This window comes from Nitrobacter sp. CN101 (genome assembly GCF_055390255.1).
The window spans coordinates 608305-625878 of record NZ_AP038833.1; the positions used below are offsets into that span (position 1 = coordinate 608305).

A 17574-nucleotide genomic window follows, 5' to 3' on the forward strand; every position below is an offset into this window, starting at 1 on the left:
TGGAATGGCGCGTTACGACGATCTACCCTACCGCACGTGCGTCGGCATGATGCTGTTCAACGAGAGGGGGCTCGTTTTCATTGGTCGCCGCGCAGGCATTGAGCAGGGCGATGACGATCAGCATGTCTGGCAGATGCCGCAAGGCGGCGTCGATCCCGGCGAGGACACATGGCTCGCGGCGAAACGCGAACTCTATGAGGAGACCAGCATTCGCTCGGTCGAGAAGCTCGCCGAGGTATCTGACTGGCTGATCTATGACATTCCACGCACCGTGGCCGGACGGGCCTGGAAGGGCCGCTATCGCGGACAGCGCCAGAAGTGGTACGCGATGCGCTTCACCGGCAAGGACAACGAGATCGACGTCGCTAATCCGGGCGATGGCCACAAGCCAGAATTTATCGCCTGGCGCTGGGAGCCGATGCAGAACCTGACCCGGTTAATCGTGCCCTTCAAGCGCCCGGTCTATGAGCGCGTGGTCAAGGAATTCACGAGCCTCTCCGGCGGTTAGAACACATGCGCGGCGCATCCGAAACCCGATCGCCGGTTCGCGGCTCAGTGCATTGCCGTCGTATTGAGCTGACTCTGAATGCTCTTGAAATGATCCAGCCGCTCGATGGCCCTGTCGAGCTCGGAGCCCTCCTTTTCCGCCAACTGGGCTTCCATGCTCGCGATCGTGTCCGCGAACTGCGTACGATCAAGCTCCTCGATGGAGGTGGCTACGTCGGCGAGGACGGTCAGGCCCTTCTCCGAGACTTCGGCGAGGCCGCCGAGCACGATGATCTTCTGTCGTGTGCCGCCAGCGGTGACGGTAAGGATTCCGGGGCGGATCGCCGCAACGACGGGCGCGTGGCCGGCCAGAACGCCGAAATCGCCCTCGACGCCGGGGATGTCGACCTGATCGACTTCGCCGGAGAAGGCGAGCTTTTCGGGCGATACGAGGTCAAAGTGGAAGGTGGCCATGGTGGATTGTTGTCCTCTTAATCACGCGATCCCCAGATCGAACCGAAACGTTTTCCCCACTTCTCCCACCGCGATACCCGACGTCTGTATGGATCATCACCGCGTTCGAGAGCTTCGATCTCTTCAAGACGATAACGAAATTCGATTCGAAATGACCTCTCGTAATCCTGATCCTTTGCACGGACATCATCGTCATTTACGAAATGACGAAGTCTGATCCATGCATCATTGGCAACTTCGCTGATGATCGGATCTTCTGACGAAAACCTGACGGTTTCGAGCGTCTCGTTAGAAATATCCTGTTCCTCAGCAACCGCCCGCAGAATTTGCTTGAGGTTGCCGAGGGACATTGTCCAGTTAAGCCGCTTCGGCCGCGAGCTTCTTGCCCTTCTCGACGGCTTCCTCGATGGTGCCAACCATGTAGAACGCCGCTTCCGGCAGATGATCGTACTTGCCCTGGCAAAGGTCGCGGAAGCCTTTGATGGTGTCGGCGAGATCGACGAACTTGCCCGGCGAGCCGGTGAACACCTCCGCGACGAAGAACGGCTGCGACAGGAAACGCTCGACCTTGCGGGCGCGGGCCACCGTGAGTTTGTCCTCTTCCGACAGCTCGTCCATGCCGAGAATGGCAATGATGTCCTGCAGCGACTTGTAACGTTGTAGAACCTGCTGCACGAGACGCGCCGTCTGGTAGTGTTCCTCGCCGACGATCAGCGGCGACAGCATGCGCGAGGTCGAGTCGAGCGGGTCCACCGCCGGGTAGATGCCTTTTTCCGAAATGGCGCGGTTGAGCACCGTGGTGGCGTCGAGATGCGCGAACGAGGTGGCCGGCGCCGGGTCGGTCAGGTCGTCGGCAGGAACGTAAATCGCCTGCACCGAGGTGATCGAGCCCTTGTTGGTGGTGGTGATACGCTCCTGCAGCGCGCCCATGTCGGTGGCGAGCGTCGGCTGATATCCAACGGCGCTGGGGATGCGGCCGAGCAGCGCCGACACTTCAGAGCCCGCCTGCGTGAAGCGGAAGATGTTGTCGACGAAGAACAGCACGTCCTGGCCCTGGTCGCGGAAGTGTTCTGCGACCGTGAGGCCGGACAGCGCAACGCGCGCACGCGCCCCGGGTGGCTCGTTCATCTGGCCGTAGACCAGCGCGCACTTTGAGCCTTCGCCGCCGCCCTTCTTGTTGACACCGGATTCGATGAATTCGTGATAGAGATCGTTGCCTTCGCGGGTACGCTCGCCGACGCCGGCGAACACCGAATAACCACCGTGCGCCTTGGCGACGTTGTTGATCAGTTCCTGAATCAGCACCGTCTTGCCCACGCCGGCGCCGCCGAACAGGCCGATCTTGCCGCCCTTGGCATAAGGCGCCAGCAAGTCCACGACCTTGATGCCGGTGACGAGAATTTCCGCCTCGGTCGACTGGTCGGTATAGGACGGCGCCTCTTGGTGAATCGGACGCAGGTCGTCGGCCTTGACCGGGCCCTGCTCGTCCACGGGCTCGCCGATCACGTTCATGATGCGGCCCAGCGTGCCTGCGCCGACCGGCACCCGGATCGGCGCGCCGGTGTCGGTCACGTCCTGGCCGCGCACCAGACCCTCGGTGGTGTCCATCGCGATGGTGCGCACCGTGGATTCGCCGAGATGCTGCGCCACTTCCAGAACCAGGCGGTTGTCGCCGTTCTTGGTTTCGATGGCGTTGAGAATAGCCGGCAGGTGGCCTTCGAACTGCACGTCGACGACAGCGCCGATGACCTGCGTGATGCGTCCGGTCTGGTTGGCGGGGGATGCCATTAGAAATATCTCCTTAGAACTCGTTTTAGTTTGCGCGTGATCTAATCTGAAAACCGGTTTCCACTTTTCAGGATCAAGCGCTTTAGACGGCGGTCAATTTGACGGGCACATTACCCTTGGTCGCCTTGGAATAAGGACAGATGGTGTGAGCGTCTTCGATCAGCGCTTGCAGCTTCGCCTTGTCGGCACCGGGCAGAGCGACCTTCAATTCGGCAGCGAGCGAGAATGCGCCGTCATCGATATTAAGCGTGACTTCGCAGGTCACCCTGGCGGCCTGCCCGTCGAGACCATGCTTCTTCGCCAGAACGAGAATGGCCTGTCCAAAGCAGGAGGACCAGCCAAGCGCGAACAGCTGTTCCGGATTGTGGCCGTCGCCGGCACCGCCGAGATCCTTCGGAAGCGCCATTGCCAATGCCAGCGCACCGCCGTCGAGGACGGCGCGGCCATTGCGGCCGCCGCTCGTTGTCGCCTTCGTGACGTAAGCCATGAACGCTCCTGCTGCTAGATGGCCTCGGCGCCGGAGATGATTTCGATCAGCTCCTTGGTGATCATCGCCTGGCGGGTCCGGTTGTAAACCAGCGTTTGCTTACGGATCATGTCGCCCGCGTTACGCGTCGCGTTGTCCATCGCCGTCATCTGTGCGCCGTAGAACGAGGCGTTGTTCTCTAGAAGCGCGCGGAAAATCTGCACCGCGAGATTGCGTGGAAGCAGCCGGTCGAGAATCTCATCCTCTTCCGGCTCGTATTCGTAGGATGGCGCCGCATCGCCATTTCCGGCCGCAGCCTCGACCGCAAGCGGAATGACCTGCTGGGCGGTCGGAATCTGTGCAATGACGGACTGGAAGCGCGAATAGAACAGGGTGCAGACGTCGAACTCGCCGGCGTCGAACCGAGCCAGCACTTTCTCTGCAATCGCTTCGGCATTGACGAAGCCAAGCTGGCGCACCGAGCGCAGTTCGACGGTCTCGACGATCTGCTTGTCGAAGTTGCGGCGAAGCTGCTCGTAACCCTTTCGCCCGACACAGAAGAACTTGACCTCCTTGCCCTGGTTCATCAAGGCGAAGGCCCTTTCACGGGCCAAGCGGACAATGGCCGAGTTGAACGCGCCGGACAGGCCGCGTTCTCCGGTGCAGACCAGAAGCAAGTGAACTTGATCCTTACCGGTGCCGACCAGGAGCGGCGACGCGTTGGGCGAGCCGGCCGCGGCGCTGGCAATGTTTGAAATCACCGTGTCCATTTTTTCGGCGTAGGGCCGCGCTGCTTCCGCGGCGTTCTGCGCGCGGCGGAGTTTGGAGGCCGCCACCATCTGCATGGCTTTGGTAATCTTTTGTGTCGCCTTGGTAGAGGCGATGCGGACCCGCATGTCTTTAAGGCTGGCCATCGATAACCCTGTCTATCTCCTGCTCGGCCTTTCGCCTCTCTCGCTTGCGGGGAGGGCGAGGGAGGGGTCCGACGCGATGTGTACCACTTGTTCCATTCCACCGGCCGCGCCGGCTGACCTCCCAAAAAGCGGGAGATGTGAAAAGATCAAGCAAAGGTCTTGGCGTAACCCTCGACGGCAGCCTTGAGCTTGGCGGCGGTATCGTCACTCAGGTCACGGCTTTCACGGATGGCATTGAGAATGTCAGCGTTCTTGCCGCGCAGCAGCGATAGGAGCCCGTCCTCGAACGCGCGCACCTTGTTGAGCGGCAGCGGATCAAGATAGCCATTGGTACCGGCCCATATCACCACCACCTGCTCTTCCATCTTCAGCGGCGAGAACTGCGGTTGCTTCAGGAGTTCGGTCAGGCGCGAGCCGCGGTTGAGCAGGCGCTGGGTCGATGCGTCGAGGTCGGAGCCGAACTGCGCGAAGGCCGCCATTTCGCGGTACTGCGCGAGTTCGCCCTTGATCTTGCCGGCGACCTTCTTCATCGCCTTGGTCTGCGCCGACGAACCGACGCGCGACACCGAAAGACCGACGTTCACCGCCGGGCGGATGCCCTGGAAGAACAGGTCGGTTTCGAGGAAGATCTGGCCGTCGGTGATCGAAATCACGTTGGTCGGGATGTAGGCCGACACGTCGTTGGCTTGGGTCTCGATCACCGGCAGCGCGGTCAGCGAGCCGTTGCCTTGGCTGTCGTTGAGCTTCGCGGCGCGTTCCAGAAGGCGGGAATGCAGGTAGAACACGTCGCCCGGATAGGCTTCGCGGCCCGGCGGGCGGCGCAGCAGCAGCGACATCTGACGATAGGCGACGGCCTGCTTGGAGAGGTCGTCATAAATAATGACGGCGTGCATGGCGTTGTCGCGGAAGTATTCGCCCATGGTGCAGCCGGTGAACGGCGCGAGGTACTGCATCGGGGCCGGATCGGACGCGGTCGCGGCGACGACGATCGAATATTCCAGCGCGCCCTGCTCTTCGAGCACCTTGACGAACTGCGCCACGGTGGAACGCTTCTGGCCGACCGCGACGTAGACGCAGTAGAGCTTCTGGCTCTCCGGGGCGCCAGCGACGTTCAGCGGCTTCTGATTGAGAATGGTGTCCAGCGCAATCGCGGTTTTGCCAGTCTGGCGGTCGCCGATGATCAACTCGCGCTGTCCGCGGCCGATCGGGATCAAGGCGTCGATGGCCTTGAGGCCGGTCGCCATCGGCTCGTGAACCGACTTGCGCGGAATGATGCCGGGAGCCTTGACGTCAACGCGCTTGCGCTCGGTGCCCTGGATCGGACCCTTGCCGTCGATCGGATTGCCCAGCGCATCGACCACGCGGCCGAGCAGGCCTTTGCCGACCGGCGTGTCGACGATGGCGCGGGTGCGCTTGACGGTCTGACCCTCTTTGATCTCGCGGTCGGCGCCAAAAATCACGATACCGACATTGTCGGTTTCGAGGTTCAGCGCCATGCCGCGCGTGCCGTTTTCGAACTCGACCATCTCGCCGGCCTGGATGTTGTCGAGGCCGTAGACGCGGGCAATACCGTCGCCGACGGACAGCACCTGTCCGACTTCCGAAACTTCGGCTTCCTTGCCGAAATTCTTGATCTGATCCTTCAGAATCGCGGAAATTTCCGCGGCGCGGATGTCCATCAGCCTGCCTCTTTCATCGCGTGCTTAATCGAATTGAGTTTGGTCCGGAGCGAAGTGTCCACCATGCGACTGCCGAGCTTGACGACAAGTCCGCCGATGATGGATGGGTCGACTTTCACGTTGAGCGTGATGTCCTTGCCCGTCACGGATTTCAGCGCGGTTTTCAGCGCGTCCAGATTCTTGTCATTGAGCTTCTCGGCGACGGTAACCTCCGCCGTGGCCTCGCCCTTGAACTTCGCGACCAGCGCGCGAAATGCCCGGATCACGTCGGCAACCGCAAACAGACGGCGGTTGGCGGCCAGGACTTTCAGGAAGTTTGCGGTCGTGCCGCCGATCCCGGCCTTGTTCAGTACGGCGGCGAGTGCCTTGCTTTGCGTATCGGCGCTGAAAACCGGACTGCGCACGAGGCGCACAAGCTCAGCGCTGTCCGCCAACATGGCATCGAACTTGTCGAGGTCGGCCTTGACGGCGTCGATCGATTTGTCTTCGCGCGCGAGTTCGAACAAGGCCGTCGCATAACGGCCGGACACACCAGAAACCGAGGGATCTACAGCAGCCACCAGAGCGCTCTTCAAGCTGTCAAACTCGCAAGGGAAAAGCCGTCGCCGAACAAGCGGCGCCAAAGCGGCCCAAGCCCTTGGAATTCAAGAGGGACTTCGATTTCCGGCCGACACGAGCGTACCGGCAGCGTTAAAATCGCGGCTTTGCTAACATAGCGCGCGCGCAGGTGCAATATGACGGCGGCGTGCGGCGATGCCTTGTCGCATGCCGTCGGATTCAACCGTGTTGGAAGTTCGGTCAATCGCGCGAAGCACAAGGCGCATTCCTGCGTACAGTCATTCGGTTGGCAAATGCTGCGTCAGGACAAAAGCAATTAGACCCTTGTCACGGCGGTTTCTCTACACGGTTGAACCCAGCTTAGTGCCTAGGCGCGCTCCGCAGTACTTAATGAATGGTCACTGATCGGGCGCTATGACTTTCTTTTACAGTATATTGATGTATATTATCATGTATATTTTATTAATATATGTATTGTCACGATTAGTGGATGAATCCCTCCCGATCAAAAGATATTTCATCCGAGTCACGAAGCAATTCCTTGCCCATTTTACGCCTTAGTTTGAGGATCAACCCTGCCGCGACGAAAAAGTCAGGGGTTTCACTTGCCGCAGGGGCGGCAATACTTTCAAGGGTCCTTCAATGTTGTACTCGCAAAAGACGACCTTAGGGTTTCTCATCCGGCCGCGTACGTTGGCCGCCGTGATCGCCGCAAGCGTTTTGATTGCAGGCAGCGTCACTGGGGCATCGGCCCGGTCGAGCAACCATCATCGGCATCACCACCACCATCAGGGGCATTATGCGAAGAGCCACGGCATCAGCGGATCGTCCTGGCTGAACGCCAATGCTTCTTTTGGAAGCTCGGCCCATTCGAGCCGATCGTTCTCTGGCATGGCCTCCTATTACGGCAACGAAGCCGGCAGCCGCACCGCATCCGGCCAGCGCTTCAATCAGAACGCCATGACCGCCGCCCATCGCCATCTGCCGTTCGGAACCAGGCTGAGGGTCACCCATGGCAGCCGCAGCGTGGTCGTCACCGTCAATGATCGCGGTCCGTTCATCCGCGGTCGTGTGCTGGATCTTTCCAAAGGTGCCGCCCGCGTGATCGGCTTGACCGGCAGCGGCGTCGGCCGTGTGGTCGCCGAGGTCATGTAAGTCCCGCGCCAAGGGCATTTTCCGGGCAAGCGGGCGCCCGGAGATTGCTTCGGCCCTTTGCTCAAGCCATAGCTTCCCGGGGCCGGAGTTGGCCTCGGTCCGATCCCACATGAGAGCCTCGCGATGGACCGGTCGTCTGACGGATCGGCTGGTCGTCCGCGAGGATGCGGCGCGTCGGCGAACCGGAGTGCTCGAAAGGGCTGCTAGAGAAAGCTCTGCTAGAGAAAGCTCTGCGGATCAATATCCACTTCGAGCTTGAGATTGCCCTTTGTCTTCGGCGTAGAGGCGAGCCAGCCGCGCAAATAGCCGGAGAGGTCCACGCTGCGCGCCGACTTCACCAGCAGACGAAATCGGTAGCGCCCCTTGATCAGGGCAAGCGGCGCTTCTGCCGGTCCGAGTACCTGAATGTCCTTGTCGATCGGCGCGATTGCGACGAGCCGGCGGGCGAAGCTCTCTGCGCTCGGGCGGTCGCCTGCGGATATGATCAGGCTGACCAGTCGGCCGAACGGCGGGTAGCCGGTCCGCTCCCGCGCCGCGATTTCGCTGGAATAGAACGCCTCGCGGTCGCTCGCGACCAGCGCCTTCATCACGGGATGTTCGGGCTGGTGAGTTTGCAGATAGCCGATGCCGTGACCCTGCTCGCGGCCGGTACGGCCGATCACCTGATTGAGCAGTTGGAAGGTTCGCTCGGCGGCGCGAGGGTCACCGTTGCCGAGGCCCAGGTCGGCATCAACCACTCCGACGAGGTTCAGGCGCGGAAAATGGTGTCCCTTCGCCACAAGCTGCGTGCCGATGATGATGTCGACGCGGCCCTCCGCGATGTCACTAAGCTCCGAGCGCATGGTCTCGATCGAGGTGATCAAGTCGCTCGACAGCACCATGGTGCGCGCGTCGGGGAATAGTGCGGCGGCCTCTTCCTGCAACCGTTCGACCCCGGGGCCAACCGCGACCAGCGATTCCTTCGCCGCGCAATGCGGGCATTGATGCGGGCGCGGCATTGAGAAGCCGCAGTGATGGCATACGAGCCGCTGACGGAAGCGGTGATCCACGAGCCAGGCATCGCAGATGGTGCAGGCGAAGCGGTGGCCGCAGGCGCGGCACAAGGTCAACGGCGCATAGCCGCGGCGATTGAGAAACAGCAGCGCCTGCTCGCGCCGCTCGATGGCGGTCCGAATCTCTTCGGCCAGACGTGGAGAAATGAAGCGGCCGCGCGCCGGTCCCTCGCGCCGAAGATCGATCAGTTCGATCTGTGGCAAATGCTGACCGCCGAACCGGGATGACAGCGCGATGCGCTGGTAGCGTCCCTTGCGCGCATTGACCTCGCTTTCGACGGATGGCGTCGCCGAGGCCAGTATGATCGGAATCTTCGCGACATGTGCGCGAACCACGGCCATGTCGCGGGCGTGATAGCGCACCCCTTCGTCCTGCTTGTAGGCTTGATCGTGCTCCTCGTCGACGAGGATCAGTCCGAGGTTAGCGTAGGGAAGAAACAGCGCGGAGCGGGCGCCGACCACAACCTGCGCCTCGCCCGCCGCAATGGCTGCCCAATTGCGCGCGCGGGTTCGCGGCGTCAATTCGGAATGCCATTCCAGCGGGCGCTCGCCGAAGCGGGCGGCGAAACGGTCGCGGAACTGCCCCGTCAACGCAATCTCGGGCATCAAGATCAAAGCCTGCTTGCCGCGGCGAACGGTTTCGGCGACCGCTTCGAAATAGACCTCGGTCTTGCCGGAGCCGGTCACGCCATCGAGCAGCGCGACGTGGAACGTGCCGTTTGACGCCAGCGTGCGCATGGCGTCCACGGCCGCTTGCTGCGAGCGGGAAAAGTCGGGGACGGCGAAGTCGGGATCGGGCGGCGGGGGCGGCGGCGCACGCGGCATTGGCTCGATTGTCAGCGTGCCTTCGTCGACAAGACCATCGACGACGCCGGCGCTGACGCCCGCTTCCTTGGCCGCATCGGATTTTGCACGCAGCAACCCATCCGACAGGACTTCCAGCAGCCGCCGTCGTGCCGGGGTCATGCGCCGGGGTGGCTCGCCGCTCAGCCGCACGCCTGGTCGCGCCCGCTCCGGCCCGAGGTGTTCGCCCATTCGCAGGCTCATGCGCATGACCATGCCGCGTGGCGACAATGTGTAGTTGGCGACCCAGTCGATCAGCGCGCGGAGTTCGTCCCTGAGCGGAGGCACGTCGAGCTTGTCGGAGATGTCCTTCAAGCGGTTGTGCAGTCGCGGATCGGGTGCGGGATTCTCGGCCCAGACCACGGCGACCACCTCGCGGGGGCCGAGCGGCACCGTCACCACGTCGCCGGGCCGCACCTCCATGCCGCTCGGCACGCGATAGGAATAGGCATGATCGATCGCAACGGGAACCTGCACATCGACGATGCGCGTCGTCGATGACGGGAATGTGCCATTGCGCGAAGAACGGTCCATCCGGAGAATCGGCCTCTGTCGGGAGTGGTGGACAGCTTAGAGCCTTTCCGCTCCTGACGAAATCAGAAGCGGAGCGCTATCATTTTGATCTCACGCATTTTCTTCACGCGAATCGGTATTCATCCTCGGGTCAAGCCCGAGGACATGCTTCGCTCGAAAACGCTATGGGAGGGCCGGCGCGATAGGCCAGTCGGCGGGAAAGTTAGCGAAAGATAAACGAAAGCGGCGCGATATAACCGCCGGACTTATAGCCAAGGTGCGAAGATGGCGAGACTCGCAGATCCGCTACTAGATCTCGCCTGCACGGCGTCGGATGTCGGGCAGCAAATCGTGCGATGGCTGGCGCATCTGCGTGCCGAGCGTCGGCTGTCGCCAAAGACGCTTGAAGCCTATGCGCGCGATGTCCGGCAATGCCTGATGTTTCTCGGCCAGCACTGGGGCGAGTTGGTGACGTTGAAGCGTTTCGTCGCGCTCGAGCCAGGCGATATCAGAGCCTTCATGGCCGCGCGGCGCGCGGAGGACATTGGTGGCCGCTCGTTGATGCGTTCGCTGGCGGGGCTGCGTTCATTCGCGCGATTTCTGGAACGGGAAGGGCTCGGCAAGATCGGTGCGCTCGGCGCGATCCGCGCGCCGAAGGTTGGCAAGAGCCTCCCGAAGCCGATCCATATGAGCGCGGCGAAGCGTTTTGCCGACGTTTCCGAGCGGGCCGGCGAGGATCGAGAGCCATGGATCTGGGCACGCGATGCAGCCGTCATGGCGCTATTATACGGATCCGGCCTGCGGATTTCCGAGGCGCTCGGGCTGAAGCGCCGCGATGTGCCGCAGCCCGGCGCGGGCGACGTTCTGGTGGTCACCGGGAAGGGCAACAAGACGCGGATGGTGCCGGTGCTGCAGAACGTGCTGGCGCTGGTTCATGAGTATGTGGCGATGTGCCCGCATTCGCTGCCGCCGGAAGGACCGATCTTCGTCGGCGCGCGGGGCGGCCCGCTCAGGGCCCGCATCATCCAGCTTGTGATGGCGCGAATGCGCGGCGCGCTCGGTCTGCCCGACAGCGCGACGCCTCATGCGCTGCGCCATTCATTCGCGACGCATCTCTTAAGCCGCGGCGGTGATTTGCGCGCGATTCAGGAACTGCTTGGCCACGCGTCGCTCTCGACCACGCAGATCTACACCGGCATCGACAGCGAGCGGCTGCTGGAAGTCTACAGGACGGCGCATCCTCGCGCCTGACCGAAGATCGCGGTGTAGGCAACTCGCCGTTCTCACATATGAATGGCTCGTTTGCCGACTGCGAGAGCGGCTTCCTTGATCGCTTCCGATCGCGTCGGGTGCGCGTGGCAGGTGCGCGCGAGGTCTTCAGCCGATCCGCCGAACTCCATCAGCACGCAAGCCTCGTGGATCAGCTCGCCAGCCTCGCGACCGATGATGTGAACGCCGAGCACGCGATCGGTTTTCGCGTCCGCGAGGATCTTCACAAAGCCGTCGGTGGTCTGGTTGACCTTGGAGCGGCCATTTGCCGTGAACGGAAACTTGCCGACGGTATAGGCGATGCCGGCCTGCTTCAGTTCCTCCTCGGTCTTGCCGACCGATGAAACCTCGGGCGTTGTGTAGATCACGCTGGGGATCACGTCGTAGTTCACATGGCCGGCCTGGCCTGCGAGGATTTCCGCGCACGCCACGCCTTCGTCCTCGGCCTTGTGCGCCAGCATCGGTCCCTTGACGACGTCGCCGATGGCGTAGATGCCTTTCACGCTGGTCGCAAAATGCGCGTCGATCTCCACGCGGCCGCGCTCGTCGAGCGCGACGCCTGCCTCCTTCAGGCCGAGGCCGTCGGTGTAGGGCGTGCGGCCGATCGCGACCAGAACCACGTCGGCTTCGATTGTCTCTGCCGCACCGCCTGCGGCGGGTTCGACCTGCGCCGCCAGCGTCTTGCCATATGTATCGACGCCCGTGACCTTGGCGCCGAGCTTGAATGCAAAGCCTTGCTTTTCGAGAAGGCGCTGAAACTGCCTTGCGACTTCGCCGTCCATGCCGGGCAGGATGCGTTCGAGGAATTCAACGACGGTGACTTGCGCGCCGAGGCGGCGCCATACCGAGCCGAGTTCGAGGCCGATCACGCCGGCGCCGACGATCAGAAGTTTGCCCGGTACCTTGTCGAGCGCTAGAGCGCCGGTGGATGACACGATGCGCTTTTCGTCGATCTCAAGGCCCTTGAGCTTCGCGACATCGGAGCCGGTGGCGATCACGATGTTTTTCGTCTCAACAGTCTGGGTCTTGCCGTCGGCGATCGTCACTTCGACCTTGCCAGCGCCGAGAATTTTGCCGGTGCCGCTGATGACGTCGATCTTGTTCTTCTTCATCAGGTACTCGACGCCCTTGACGTTGCCGTCGATGCCCTGCTGTTTGAAATTCATCATCGTGGGCAAATCGAGTTTGGGGGCGGAGACGCCGATGCCCATTTTTGCGAACGAATGTCCGGCTTCCTCGAACATTTCGGAGGCGTGCAACAAGGCTTTCGACGGCATGCAGCCGACATTGAGGCAGGTGCCGCCAAGCGTCGGGTTCTTCTCGACGACGGCAACCTTCATGCCGAGTTGCGCCGCGCGAATGGCGCAGACGTAGCCGCCGGGACCGGTGCCGATAACGATGAGGTCGTAAGTCGCCATGGTCTCAGATCAACCTGTTTGGTCCGGCCCGGGGAGCAATTTTGCACGCTGGTCGAAGAGCATTCCCCCGATGAGCCGGTTGACCTCGTCAGGATCCGCTCCGTCCTTGATCAGCTTTCGTCTCAAGGTGTGGGCTTTGTCGAGGTTGCCAAGCTTTTTCTCAATTGCCGATTGTTGCTTGTCTTCAGCTTTTGCTTTTTCCTGATCGGCCATCGCCCGTCGTCTGTGGTTGTCGTGGTAGAACAACGCTCGCGACAAGACCCAGTCTGCGGATTTTTTCGAGATGTTTTCGAAAGATCCGAGAACATCGAAAAGATTTTCATGGGCGATGCTTTTAACTTCCCCGCCGTATTCGGAGACGTACATATGTGCGGCGGATGGCCCGTGCTCAAAACTCAAACAAGCCAGATAAAATAACTCTAGAATGACTGCATTCAACTCCAAATCGATTGAGGTCAAATGACCAAACTCGGTGGCTTTGATATTGGACTTCAGCAAGACTTGCGTCATGTGGTTCCCTTAGCTTGAACTACAGATCCAGCACTAACCGCGCCGGGTCTTCCAGCGATTCCTTGACGCGCACGAGGAAGGTCACGGCCTCCTTGCCGTCGATGACGCGGTGGTCGTAGGAGAGCGCGAGATACATCATCGGGCGGATTTCCACCTTGCCGTCGATCGCCACCGGGCGCTCCTGTATTTTGTGCATGCCGAGGATGCCGGCCTGCGGAGCGTTCAGGATCGGCGTCGACATCAGCGAGCCGTAGATGCCGCCATTGGTAATGGTGAAGGTGCCGCCCTGCATCTCCTCGATTTTGAGCTGGCCGTCGCGGGCGCGGCGGCCATAGTCAGCGATGCTTTTCTCGATGTCGGCGATCGATTTGTGATCGCAGTCGCGCACGACAGGCACCACCAAGCCCTTGTCGGTGCCGACGGCGACTCCAATGTGATAGTAGTTCTTATAAATCAGGTCGGTACCGTCGATTTCGGCGTTGACGGCCGGAATGTCCTTCAGCGCCTGCACGATGGCTTTGGTAAAGAAGCCCATGAAGCCGAGCTTCGCGCCGTGCTTCTTCTCGAACGCTTCCTTGTAGTGCGTACGCAGCGCCATGACGCCGGTCATGTCGACCTCGTTGAAGGTCGTCAGTATCGCGGCGGTGTTCTGCACCTCCTTGAGGCGGCGCGCGATGGTCTGGCGCAGCCGCGTCATCTTCACGCGCTCCTCGCGCGAGGCGTCGTTCGGAGGAGAGGGCGCGCGCGCCTGCATGGCGGCAGCTGGCTGGTCGACCGAGGTCGGAGCGGAGGCCGCCTTTTCGATCGCCGCCAGCATATCGCTTTTGGTGATGCGGCCGTCCTTGCCGGAGCCCGGAACGGTCGAAGCGTCGATGCCGCTCTCGGCGGAGAGTTTACGCACCGATGGCGCGAGCGGTGCATCAGCCGCCACTGCGGTTTCCGGCCTTGGCTGCGGCTCCTCCGGGCCTGCGTTGATCGGTTTCGTGGTGTCGGACTTAAGGTCCGGCCGCCCGGTTGTTTTTTCGGCGGCGATGGCTTGCGTTTTGGCCGCCGCTGGTTTTGCCGACGCGCTGCCATCGGTTATCTGTCCAAGCAGCGCGCCGACGGCAACCGTCTCGCCCTCCTTGGCGACGAGCTCTGCGAGCGTGCCGGCGGAGGGCGCAGGCACTTCGATGGTCACCTTGTCGGTCTCGAGCTCGACGAGCGGCTCGTCGACGGATACGGCGTCGCCGGGCTTCTTGAACCATTTTCCGATGGTTGCCTCGGTCACCGATTCGCCGAGCGTCGGAACGCGTATCTCGGTCATGGTTCTCTTCCTTTCGTCATAGCCGACGTGTCCCGAAAAGACAGCAGTATGGATGCCAGAAAACATCCGCAACAAGTGGGCTTCGCGTTTCAGTCCGACATGACTGTTCGTGTCAGTTCAGCGCCTCGCCGATGAACGCCTTGAGTTGCGCAAGATGCTTCGACATCAATCCGGTCGCGGTGGCTGCAGCTGCGGCGCGGCCGGCATAACGCAGGCGTTTGTTGGATGCGCCGATCTGGTTGAGAACCCATTCGAGGTAAGGCTGGATGAAGTGCCATGCGCCCATATTGCGCGGTTCTTCCTGGCACCAGACGATCTCTGCGTTCTTGAAACTGCCGAGGACGTGCACCAGCGCCTTCAGCGGAACGGGATACAATTGTTCGATCCGCATCAGGTACACATCGTTGATGTTGCGCTTCTCGCGTTCCTCGTAGAGATCGTAGTAGACCTTGCCGGAACACAGCACCACGCGACGAATTTTGTCGTCGTTCACCAGCCTGATAGTTTGCTCCGGCAGCATCGCCGCGTCGTCGTAAAGGATACGATGGAATCCGGTGTCGGCGCCGAGTTCGTCGAGACGCGATACCGCCCGCTTGTGACGCAGCAGCGACTTCGGCGTCATCATGATCAGAGGCTTGCGGATCTGGCGTTTCAATTGGCGGCGCAGCGCATGAAAATGGTTGGCCGGCGTGGTGATATTGACGACCTGCATGTTGTCTTCCGCGCACATCTGCAGGAACCGCTCCAGCCGCGCCGACGAATGCTCCGGTCCCTGGCCCTCATAGCCGTGGGGCAGCATGCAAACGAGACCTGACATGCGCAGCCACTTGCGTTCACCAGAGGAGATGAACTGGTCGAACACCACCTGCGCTCCGTTGGCGAAGTCGCCGAACTGTGCTTCCCACATTGTAAGCGTGTTCGGCTCCGCGAGCGAATAGCCATACTCGAAACCGAGCACAGCTTCTTCCGACAGCAGCGAGTTGATGACCTCGTAGCTGCCCTGGTTCTTGCCGAGATGGTTGAACGGCGTGTAGCGACTCTCGTCTTCCTGATCGAACAGCACCGAATGCCGCTGCGAGAAGGTGCCACGCTCGCTGTCCTGGCCGGACAGGCGGACGTTGTGGCCCTCCAGCATCAGCGTGCATAAGGCGAGCGCCTCGGCCGTCGCCCAGTCGAGGTCGACGCCGCTCTCGATCGCCTTGGCACGATTATCGAGAAAGCGCTGCACCGTGCGATGCACCCGGAAACCGTCCGGCACCTGTGTGATGCTGTGGCCGATCTCCTTCAGCGCCTCGATGTTTGCGCCGGTGATGCCGCGGCGCGGCTCCTCGTTCTGATCGGCGAGCTTGAACCCGGCCCACTTGCCGTCGAGCCAGTCGGCCTTGTTCGGCTTGTAGCCGGTGCCGGCCTCGAATTCAGCGTCCAGCCGTGCGCGCCAGTCGGCTTTCAGCTTTTCGATCTCGCCCTCGGTTATGACGCCTTCAGTGGTCAGCCGCTTGGCGTAAAGTTCGAGCGTCGAGGGGTGCGCTGCGATCTTCTTGTACATCGTCGGATTGGTAAACGAGGGCTCGTCGCCCTCGTTGTGACCGTGGCGGCGATAGCAGAACATGTCGATTACGACCGGCTTGTGGAATTTCTGCCGGAATTCGACCGCGACCTTCGCCGCGAACACCACGGCTTCCGGATCGTCGCCATTGACGTGGAAGATCGGCGCGTCGATCATCTTTGCGACGTCGGACGGATAAGGGGATGAGCGCGAGTAGCGCGGATAGGTGGTGAAGCCGATCTGGTTGTTGACGATGAAGTGGATCGAGCCCCCGGTGCGGTAGCCCTTGAGGTCCGACAGGGCGAAGCATTCCGCCACGACGCCCTGTCCTGCGAACGCGGCGTCGCCGTGCATCAACAGCGGCAACACCGAGTCGCGCTGCTCGGGTGGATCGCCGTGCTGGTCCTGCTTGGCGCGCACCTTGCCGAGCACCACCGGGTCCACGATTTCCAGGTGCGAGGGATTGGCGGTCAGCGACAGGTGTATCCGGTTGTTGTCGAACTCGCGGTCGCTCGAGGCGCCGAGGTGATACTTGACGTCGCCGGAGCCCTCGACCGCCTCCGGATTTACCGAGCCGCCTTTGAACTCATGGAACAGGGCGCGATGAGGCTTGCCCATCACCTGCGTCAGCACGTTCAGCCGTCCGCGGTGCGGCATGCCGATCACGATTTCCTTCACGCCGAGATTGCCGCCGCGCTTGATGATCTGCTCAAGCGCCGGGATCAGCGATTCGCCGCCGTCGAGACCGAAGCGCTTGGTTCCCGTGAACTTGACATCGCAGAACTTCTCAAAACCCTCGGCCTCGATGAGCTTGGTCAGGATGGCGCGCCGGCCTTCCGGCGTGAAGCTGATCTCCTTGTCCGGCCCCTCGATGCGCTCTTGAATCCAGCCTTTCTGCTCGGCGTTCGAAATGTGCATGAACTCGACGCCCAGCGTCTGGCAGTAAGTGCGCCGGCAGATCGCCACGATCTCGCGCAGGGTGCCGTATTCGAGCCCAAGAACGTGGTCGAGGAAGATCTTGCGATCCATGTCGGCCTCGGTGAAGCCGTAGGCGTGGGGATCGAGTTCTTCGTGATCGCGCGCAGGTTCGAGACCGAGCGGGTCGAGCCTGGCATGAAAGTGCCCTCGCATGCGGTAAGCGCGGATCAGCATCAGCGCACGCACCGAATCGCGCGTAGCCTGAGTGACGTCGGCGCCGGCGAGCGCCGAAGGTTTCGCTTTCGTCCTCTCCTGCACCCTGGCGTCCACGGTCTTTTCGAGCCGAGCCCAGTTGCCGTCGAGCGCTGAGGTGAGGTCGTCCTGTGGAACCGGCGGCCAGTTGGCCCTCGCCCAGGATGGGCCTTCCGCGTTCTTTTCGACGTCCTGCGGAGGATCCTTCAGACTTTTGAAGAATTCCTGCCACTCGGGATCGACCGAACCGGGGTCTTTCTCATAGCGGGCGTAGAGTCCGTCGATGTAGCTGGCATTCGCGCCCTGCAAGAACGAGGAAAGGGCAAATGCGGCATTCGCGTCCTGGCGAGACATATCGCGTCCTGACGATTTCGGTCATGGGCGTAACAGACGGCGCACGCGCTTATGCCTGCGAGAACAGCCTTCC

Annotated in this window: 15 protein-coding genes; 3 read left to right on the plus strand and 12 right to left on the minus strand. The window is 61.7% G+C overall.

Features of this window, described 5'->3' with window-relative positions:
* Window positions 1–4: 4 nt before the first annotated feature.
* Complete coding sequence (locus ACZ5IL_RS02830; protein ID WP_464595047.1) at window positions 5–508, plus strand: RNA pyrophosphohydrolase; 504 nt, start codon at window positions 5–7, stop codon at window positions 506–508.
* 44 nt (window positions 509–552) lie between these two features.
* Here ACZ5IL_RS02830 and ACZ5IL_RS02835 read toward each other — a convergent pair whose 3' ends face one another.
* From ACZ5IL_RS02835 to ACZ5IL_RS02865, 7 genes are all read right to left on the minus strand, one after another.
* A complete protein-coding gene (locus tag ACZ5IL_RS02835) occupies window positions 553–960 on the minus strand; it encodes a F0F1 ATP synthase subunit epsilon (RefSeq protein ID WP_464595049.1) in 408 nt (135 codons plus the stop codon).
* 17 nt (window positions 961–977) lie between these two features.
* A complete protein-coding gene (locus tag ACZ5IL_RS02840; RefSeq protein WP_464595050.1) occupies window positions 978–1310 on the minus strand; it encodes a hypothetical protein in 333 nt (110 codons plus the stop codon).
* Between the two features lie 7 nt (window positions 1311–1317).
* Window positions 1318–2748, minus strand: a complete 1431-nt coding sequence (gene atpD / locus ACZ5IL_RS02845) for a F0F1 ATP synthase subunit beta (protein ID WP_425907817.1) — start codon at window positions 2746–2748, stop codon at window positions 1318–1320.
* A gap of 82 nt (window positions 2749–2830) precedes the next feature.
* Entirely contained in the window at window positions 2831–3235 is a 405-nt protein-coding gene (locus tag ACZ5IL_RS02850) for an organic hydroperoxide resistance protein (protein WP_079445570.1), read from the minus strand.
* Between the two features lie 14 nt (window positions 3236–3249).
* Entirely contained in the window at window positions 3250–4128 is an 879-nt protein-coding gene (locus tag ACZ5IL_RS02855) for a F0F1 ATP synthase subunit gamma (protein WP_079445571.1), read from the minus strand.
* 146 nt (window positions 4129–4274) lie between these two features.
* Window positions 4275–5807 (minus strand): F0F1 ATP synthase subunit alpha, encoded by a 1533-nt coding sequence (gene atpA, locus ACZ5IL_RS02860; RefSeq protein ID WP_079445572.1) that lies wholly within the window; start codon window positions 5805–5807, stop codon window positions 4275–4277.
* Entirely contained in the window at window positions 5807–6367 is a 561-nt protein-coding gene (locus tag ACZ5IL_RS02865; protein ID WP_464595052.1) for a F0F1 ATP synthase subunit delta, read from the minus strand. The genes atpA and ACZ5IL_RS02865 overlap by 1 nt, the downstream gene beginning before the upstream one ends.
* A 640-nt stretch (window positions 6368–7007) precedes the next feature.
* On the opposite strand from ACZ5IL_RS02865, the gene ACZ5IL_RS02870 reads away from it, so the two are divergent.
* Window positions 7008–7520 carry a septal ring lytic transglycosylase RlpA family protein gene (locus tag ACZ5IL_RS02870; RefSeq protein ID WP_309773915.1) on the plus strand — a complete coding sequence of 171 codons (513 nt, stop codon included), beginning with the start codon at window positions 7008–7010 and terminating at the stop codon, window positions 7518–7520.
* Window positions 7521–7738: 218 nt separating this feature from the next.
* Here ACZ5IL_RS02870 and ACZ5IL_RS02875 read toward each other — a convergent pair whose 3' ends face one another.
* Window positions 7739–9949 (minus strand): primosomal protein N', encoded by a 2211-nt coding sequence (locus ACZ5IL_RS02875; protein WP_464595054.1) that lies wholly within the window; start codon window positions 9947–9949, stop codon window positions 7739–7741.
* A gap of 264 nt (window positions 9950–10213) precedes the next feature.
* Here ACZ5IL_RS02875 and ACZ5IL_RS02880 point away from each other — a divergent pair, with 264 nt between their 5' ends.
* Window positions 10214–11179, plus strand: coding sequence for a tyrosine recombinase XerC (locus ACZ5IL_RS02880; protein ID WP_464595056.1), 966 nt, complete (start codon window positions 10214–10216; stop codon window positions 11177–11179).
* A 32-nt stretch (window positions 11180–11211) separates the two neighbouring features.
* Here the strand turns inward: ACZ5IL_RS02880 and lpdA are convergent, their stop codons facing one another.
* The 4 genes from lpdA to ACZ5IL_RS02900 form a co-directional block, all read right to left on the minus strand.
* On the minus strand, window positions 11212–12615 hold the full coding sequence (gene lpdA / locus ACZ5IL_RS02885; protein WP_464595058.1) for a dihydrolipoyl dehydrogenase: 1404 nt from the start codon (window positions 12613–12615) through the stop codon (window positions 11212–11214).
* Between the two features lie 9 nt (window positions 12616–12624).
* Complete coding sequence (locus ACZ5IL_RS02890) at window positions 12625–13125, minus strand: hypothetical protein (protein ID WP_464595060.1); 501 nt, start codon at window positions 13123–13125, stop codon at window positions 12625–12627.
* A gap of 19 nt (window positions 13126–13144) precedes the next feature.
* Complete coding sequence (odhB, locus tag ACZ5IL_RS02895) at window positions 13145–14431, minus strand: 2-oxoglutarate dehydrogenase complex dihydrolipoyllysine-residue succinyltransferase (RefSeq protein WP_464595062.1); 1287 nt, start codon at window positions 14429–14431, stop codon at window positions 13145–13147.
* 112 nt (window positions 14432–14543) lie between these two features.
* Window positions 14544–17501 (minus strand): 2-oxoglutarate dehydrogenase E1 component, encoded by a 2958-nt coding sequence (locus ACZ5IL_RS02900; RefSeq protein ID WP_464595064.1) that lies wholly within the window; start codon window positions 17499–17501, stop codon window positions 14544–14546.
* Window positions 17502–17574 lie beyond the last annotated feature (73 nt).

Bases quoted from the DNA above. Each gene is read 5' to 3' on its own strand.
- atpD (WP_425907817.1), bottom strand. From the start codon at position 2,748: ATGGCATCCCCCGCCAACCAGACCGGACGCATCACGCAGGTCATCGGC.
- ACZ5IL_RS02850 (WP_079445570.1), bottom strand. From the start codon at position 3,235: ATGGCTTACGTCACGAAGGCGACAACGAGCGGCGGCCGCAATGGCCGC.
- ACZ5IL_RS02840 (WP_464595050.1), bottom strand. From the start codon at position 1,310: ATGTCCCTCGGCAACCTCAAGCAAATTCTGCGGGCGGTTGCTGAGGAA.
- ACZ5IL_RS02890 (WP_464595060.1), bottom strand. From the start codon at position 13,125: ATGACGCAAGTCTTGCTGAAGTCCAATATCAAAGCCACCGAGTTTGGT.
- ACZ5IL_RS02835 (WP_464595049.1), bottom strand. From the start codon at position 960: ATGGCCACCTTCCACTTTGACCTCGTATCGCCCGAAAAGCTCGCCTTC.
- ACZ5IL_RS02855 (WP_079445571.1), bottom strand. From the start codon at position 4,128: ATGGCCAGCCTTAAAGACATGCGGGTCCGCATCGCCTCTACCAAGGCG.
- ACZ5IL_RS02880 (WP_464595056.1), top strand. From the start codon at position 10,214: ATGGCGAGACTCGCAGATCCGCTACTAGATCTCGCCTGCACGGCGTCG.
- ACZ5IL_RS02870 (WP_309773915.1), top strand. From the start codon at position 7,008: ATGTTGTACTCGCAAAAGACGACCTTAGGGTTTCTCATCCGGCCGCGT.
- odhB (WP_464595062.1), bottom strand. From the start codon at position 14,431: ATGACCGAGATACGCGTTCCGACGCTCGGCGAATCGGTGACCGAGGCA.
- ACZ5IL_RS02875 (WP_464595054.1), bottom strand. From the start codon at position 9,949: ATGGACCGTTCTTCGCGCAATGGCACATTCCCGTCATCGACGACGCGC.
- ACZ5IL_RS02830 (WP_464595047.1), top strand. From the start codon at position 5: ATGGCGCGTTACGACGATCTACCCTACCGCACGTGCGTCGGCATGATG.
- atpA (WP_079445572.1), bottom strand. From the start codon at position 5,807: ATGGACATCCGCGCCGCGGAAATTTCCGCGATTCTGAAGGATCAGATC.
- lpdA (WP_464595058.1), bottom strand. From the start codon at position 12,615: ATGGCGACTTACGACCTCATCGTTATCGGCACCGGTCCCGGCGGCTAC.
- ACZ5IL_RS02900 (WP_464595064.1), bottom strand. From the start codon at position 17,501: ATGTCTCGCCAGGACGCGAATGCCGCATTTGCCCTTTCCTCGTTCTTG.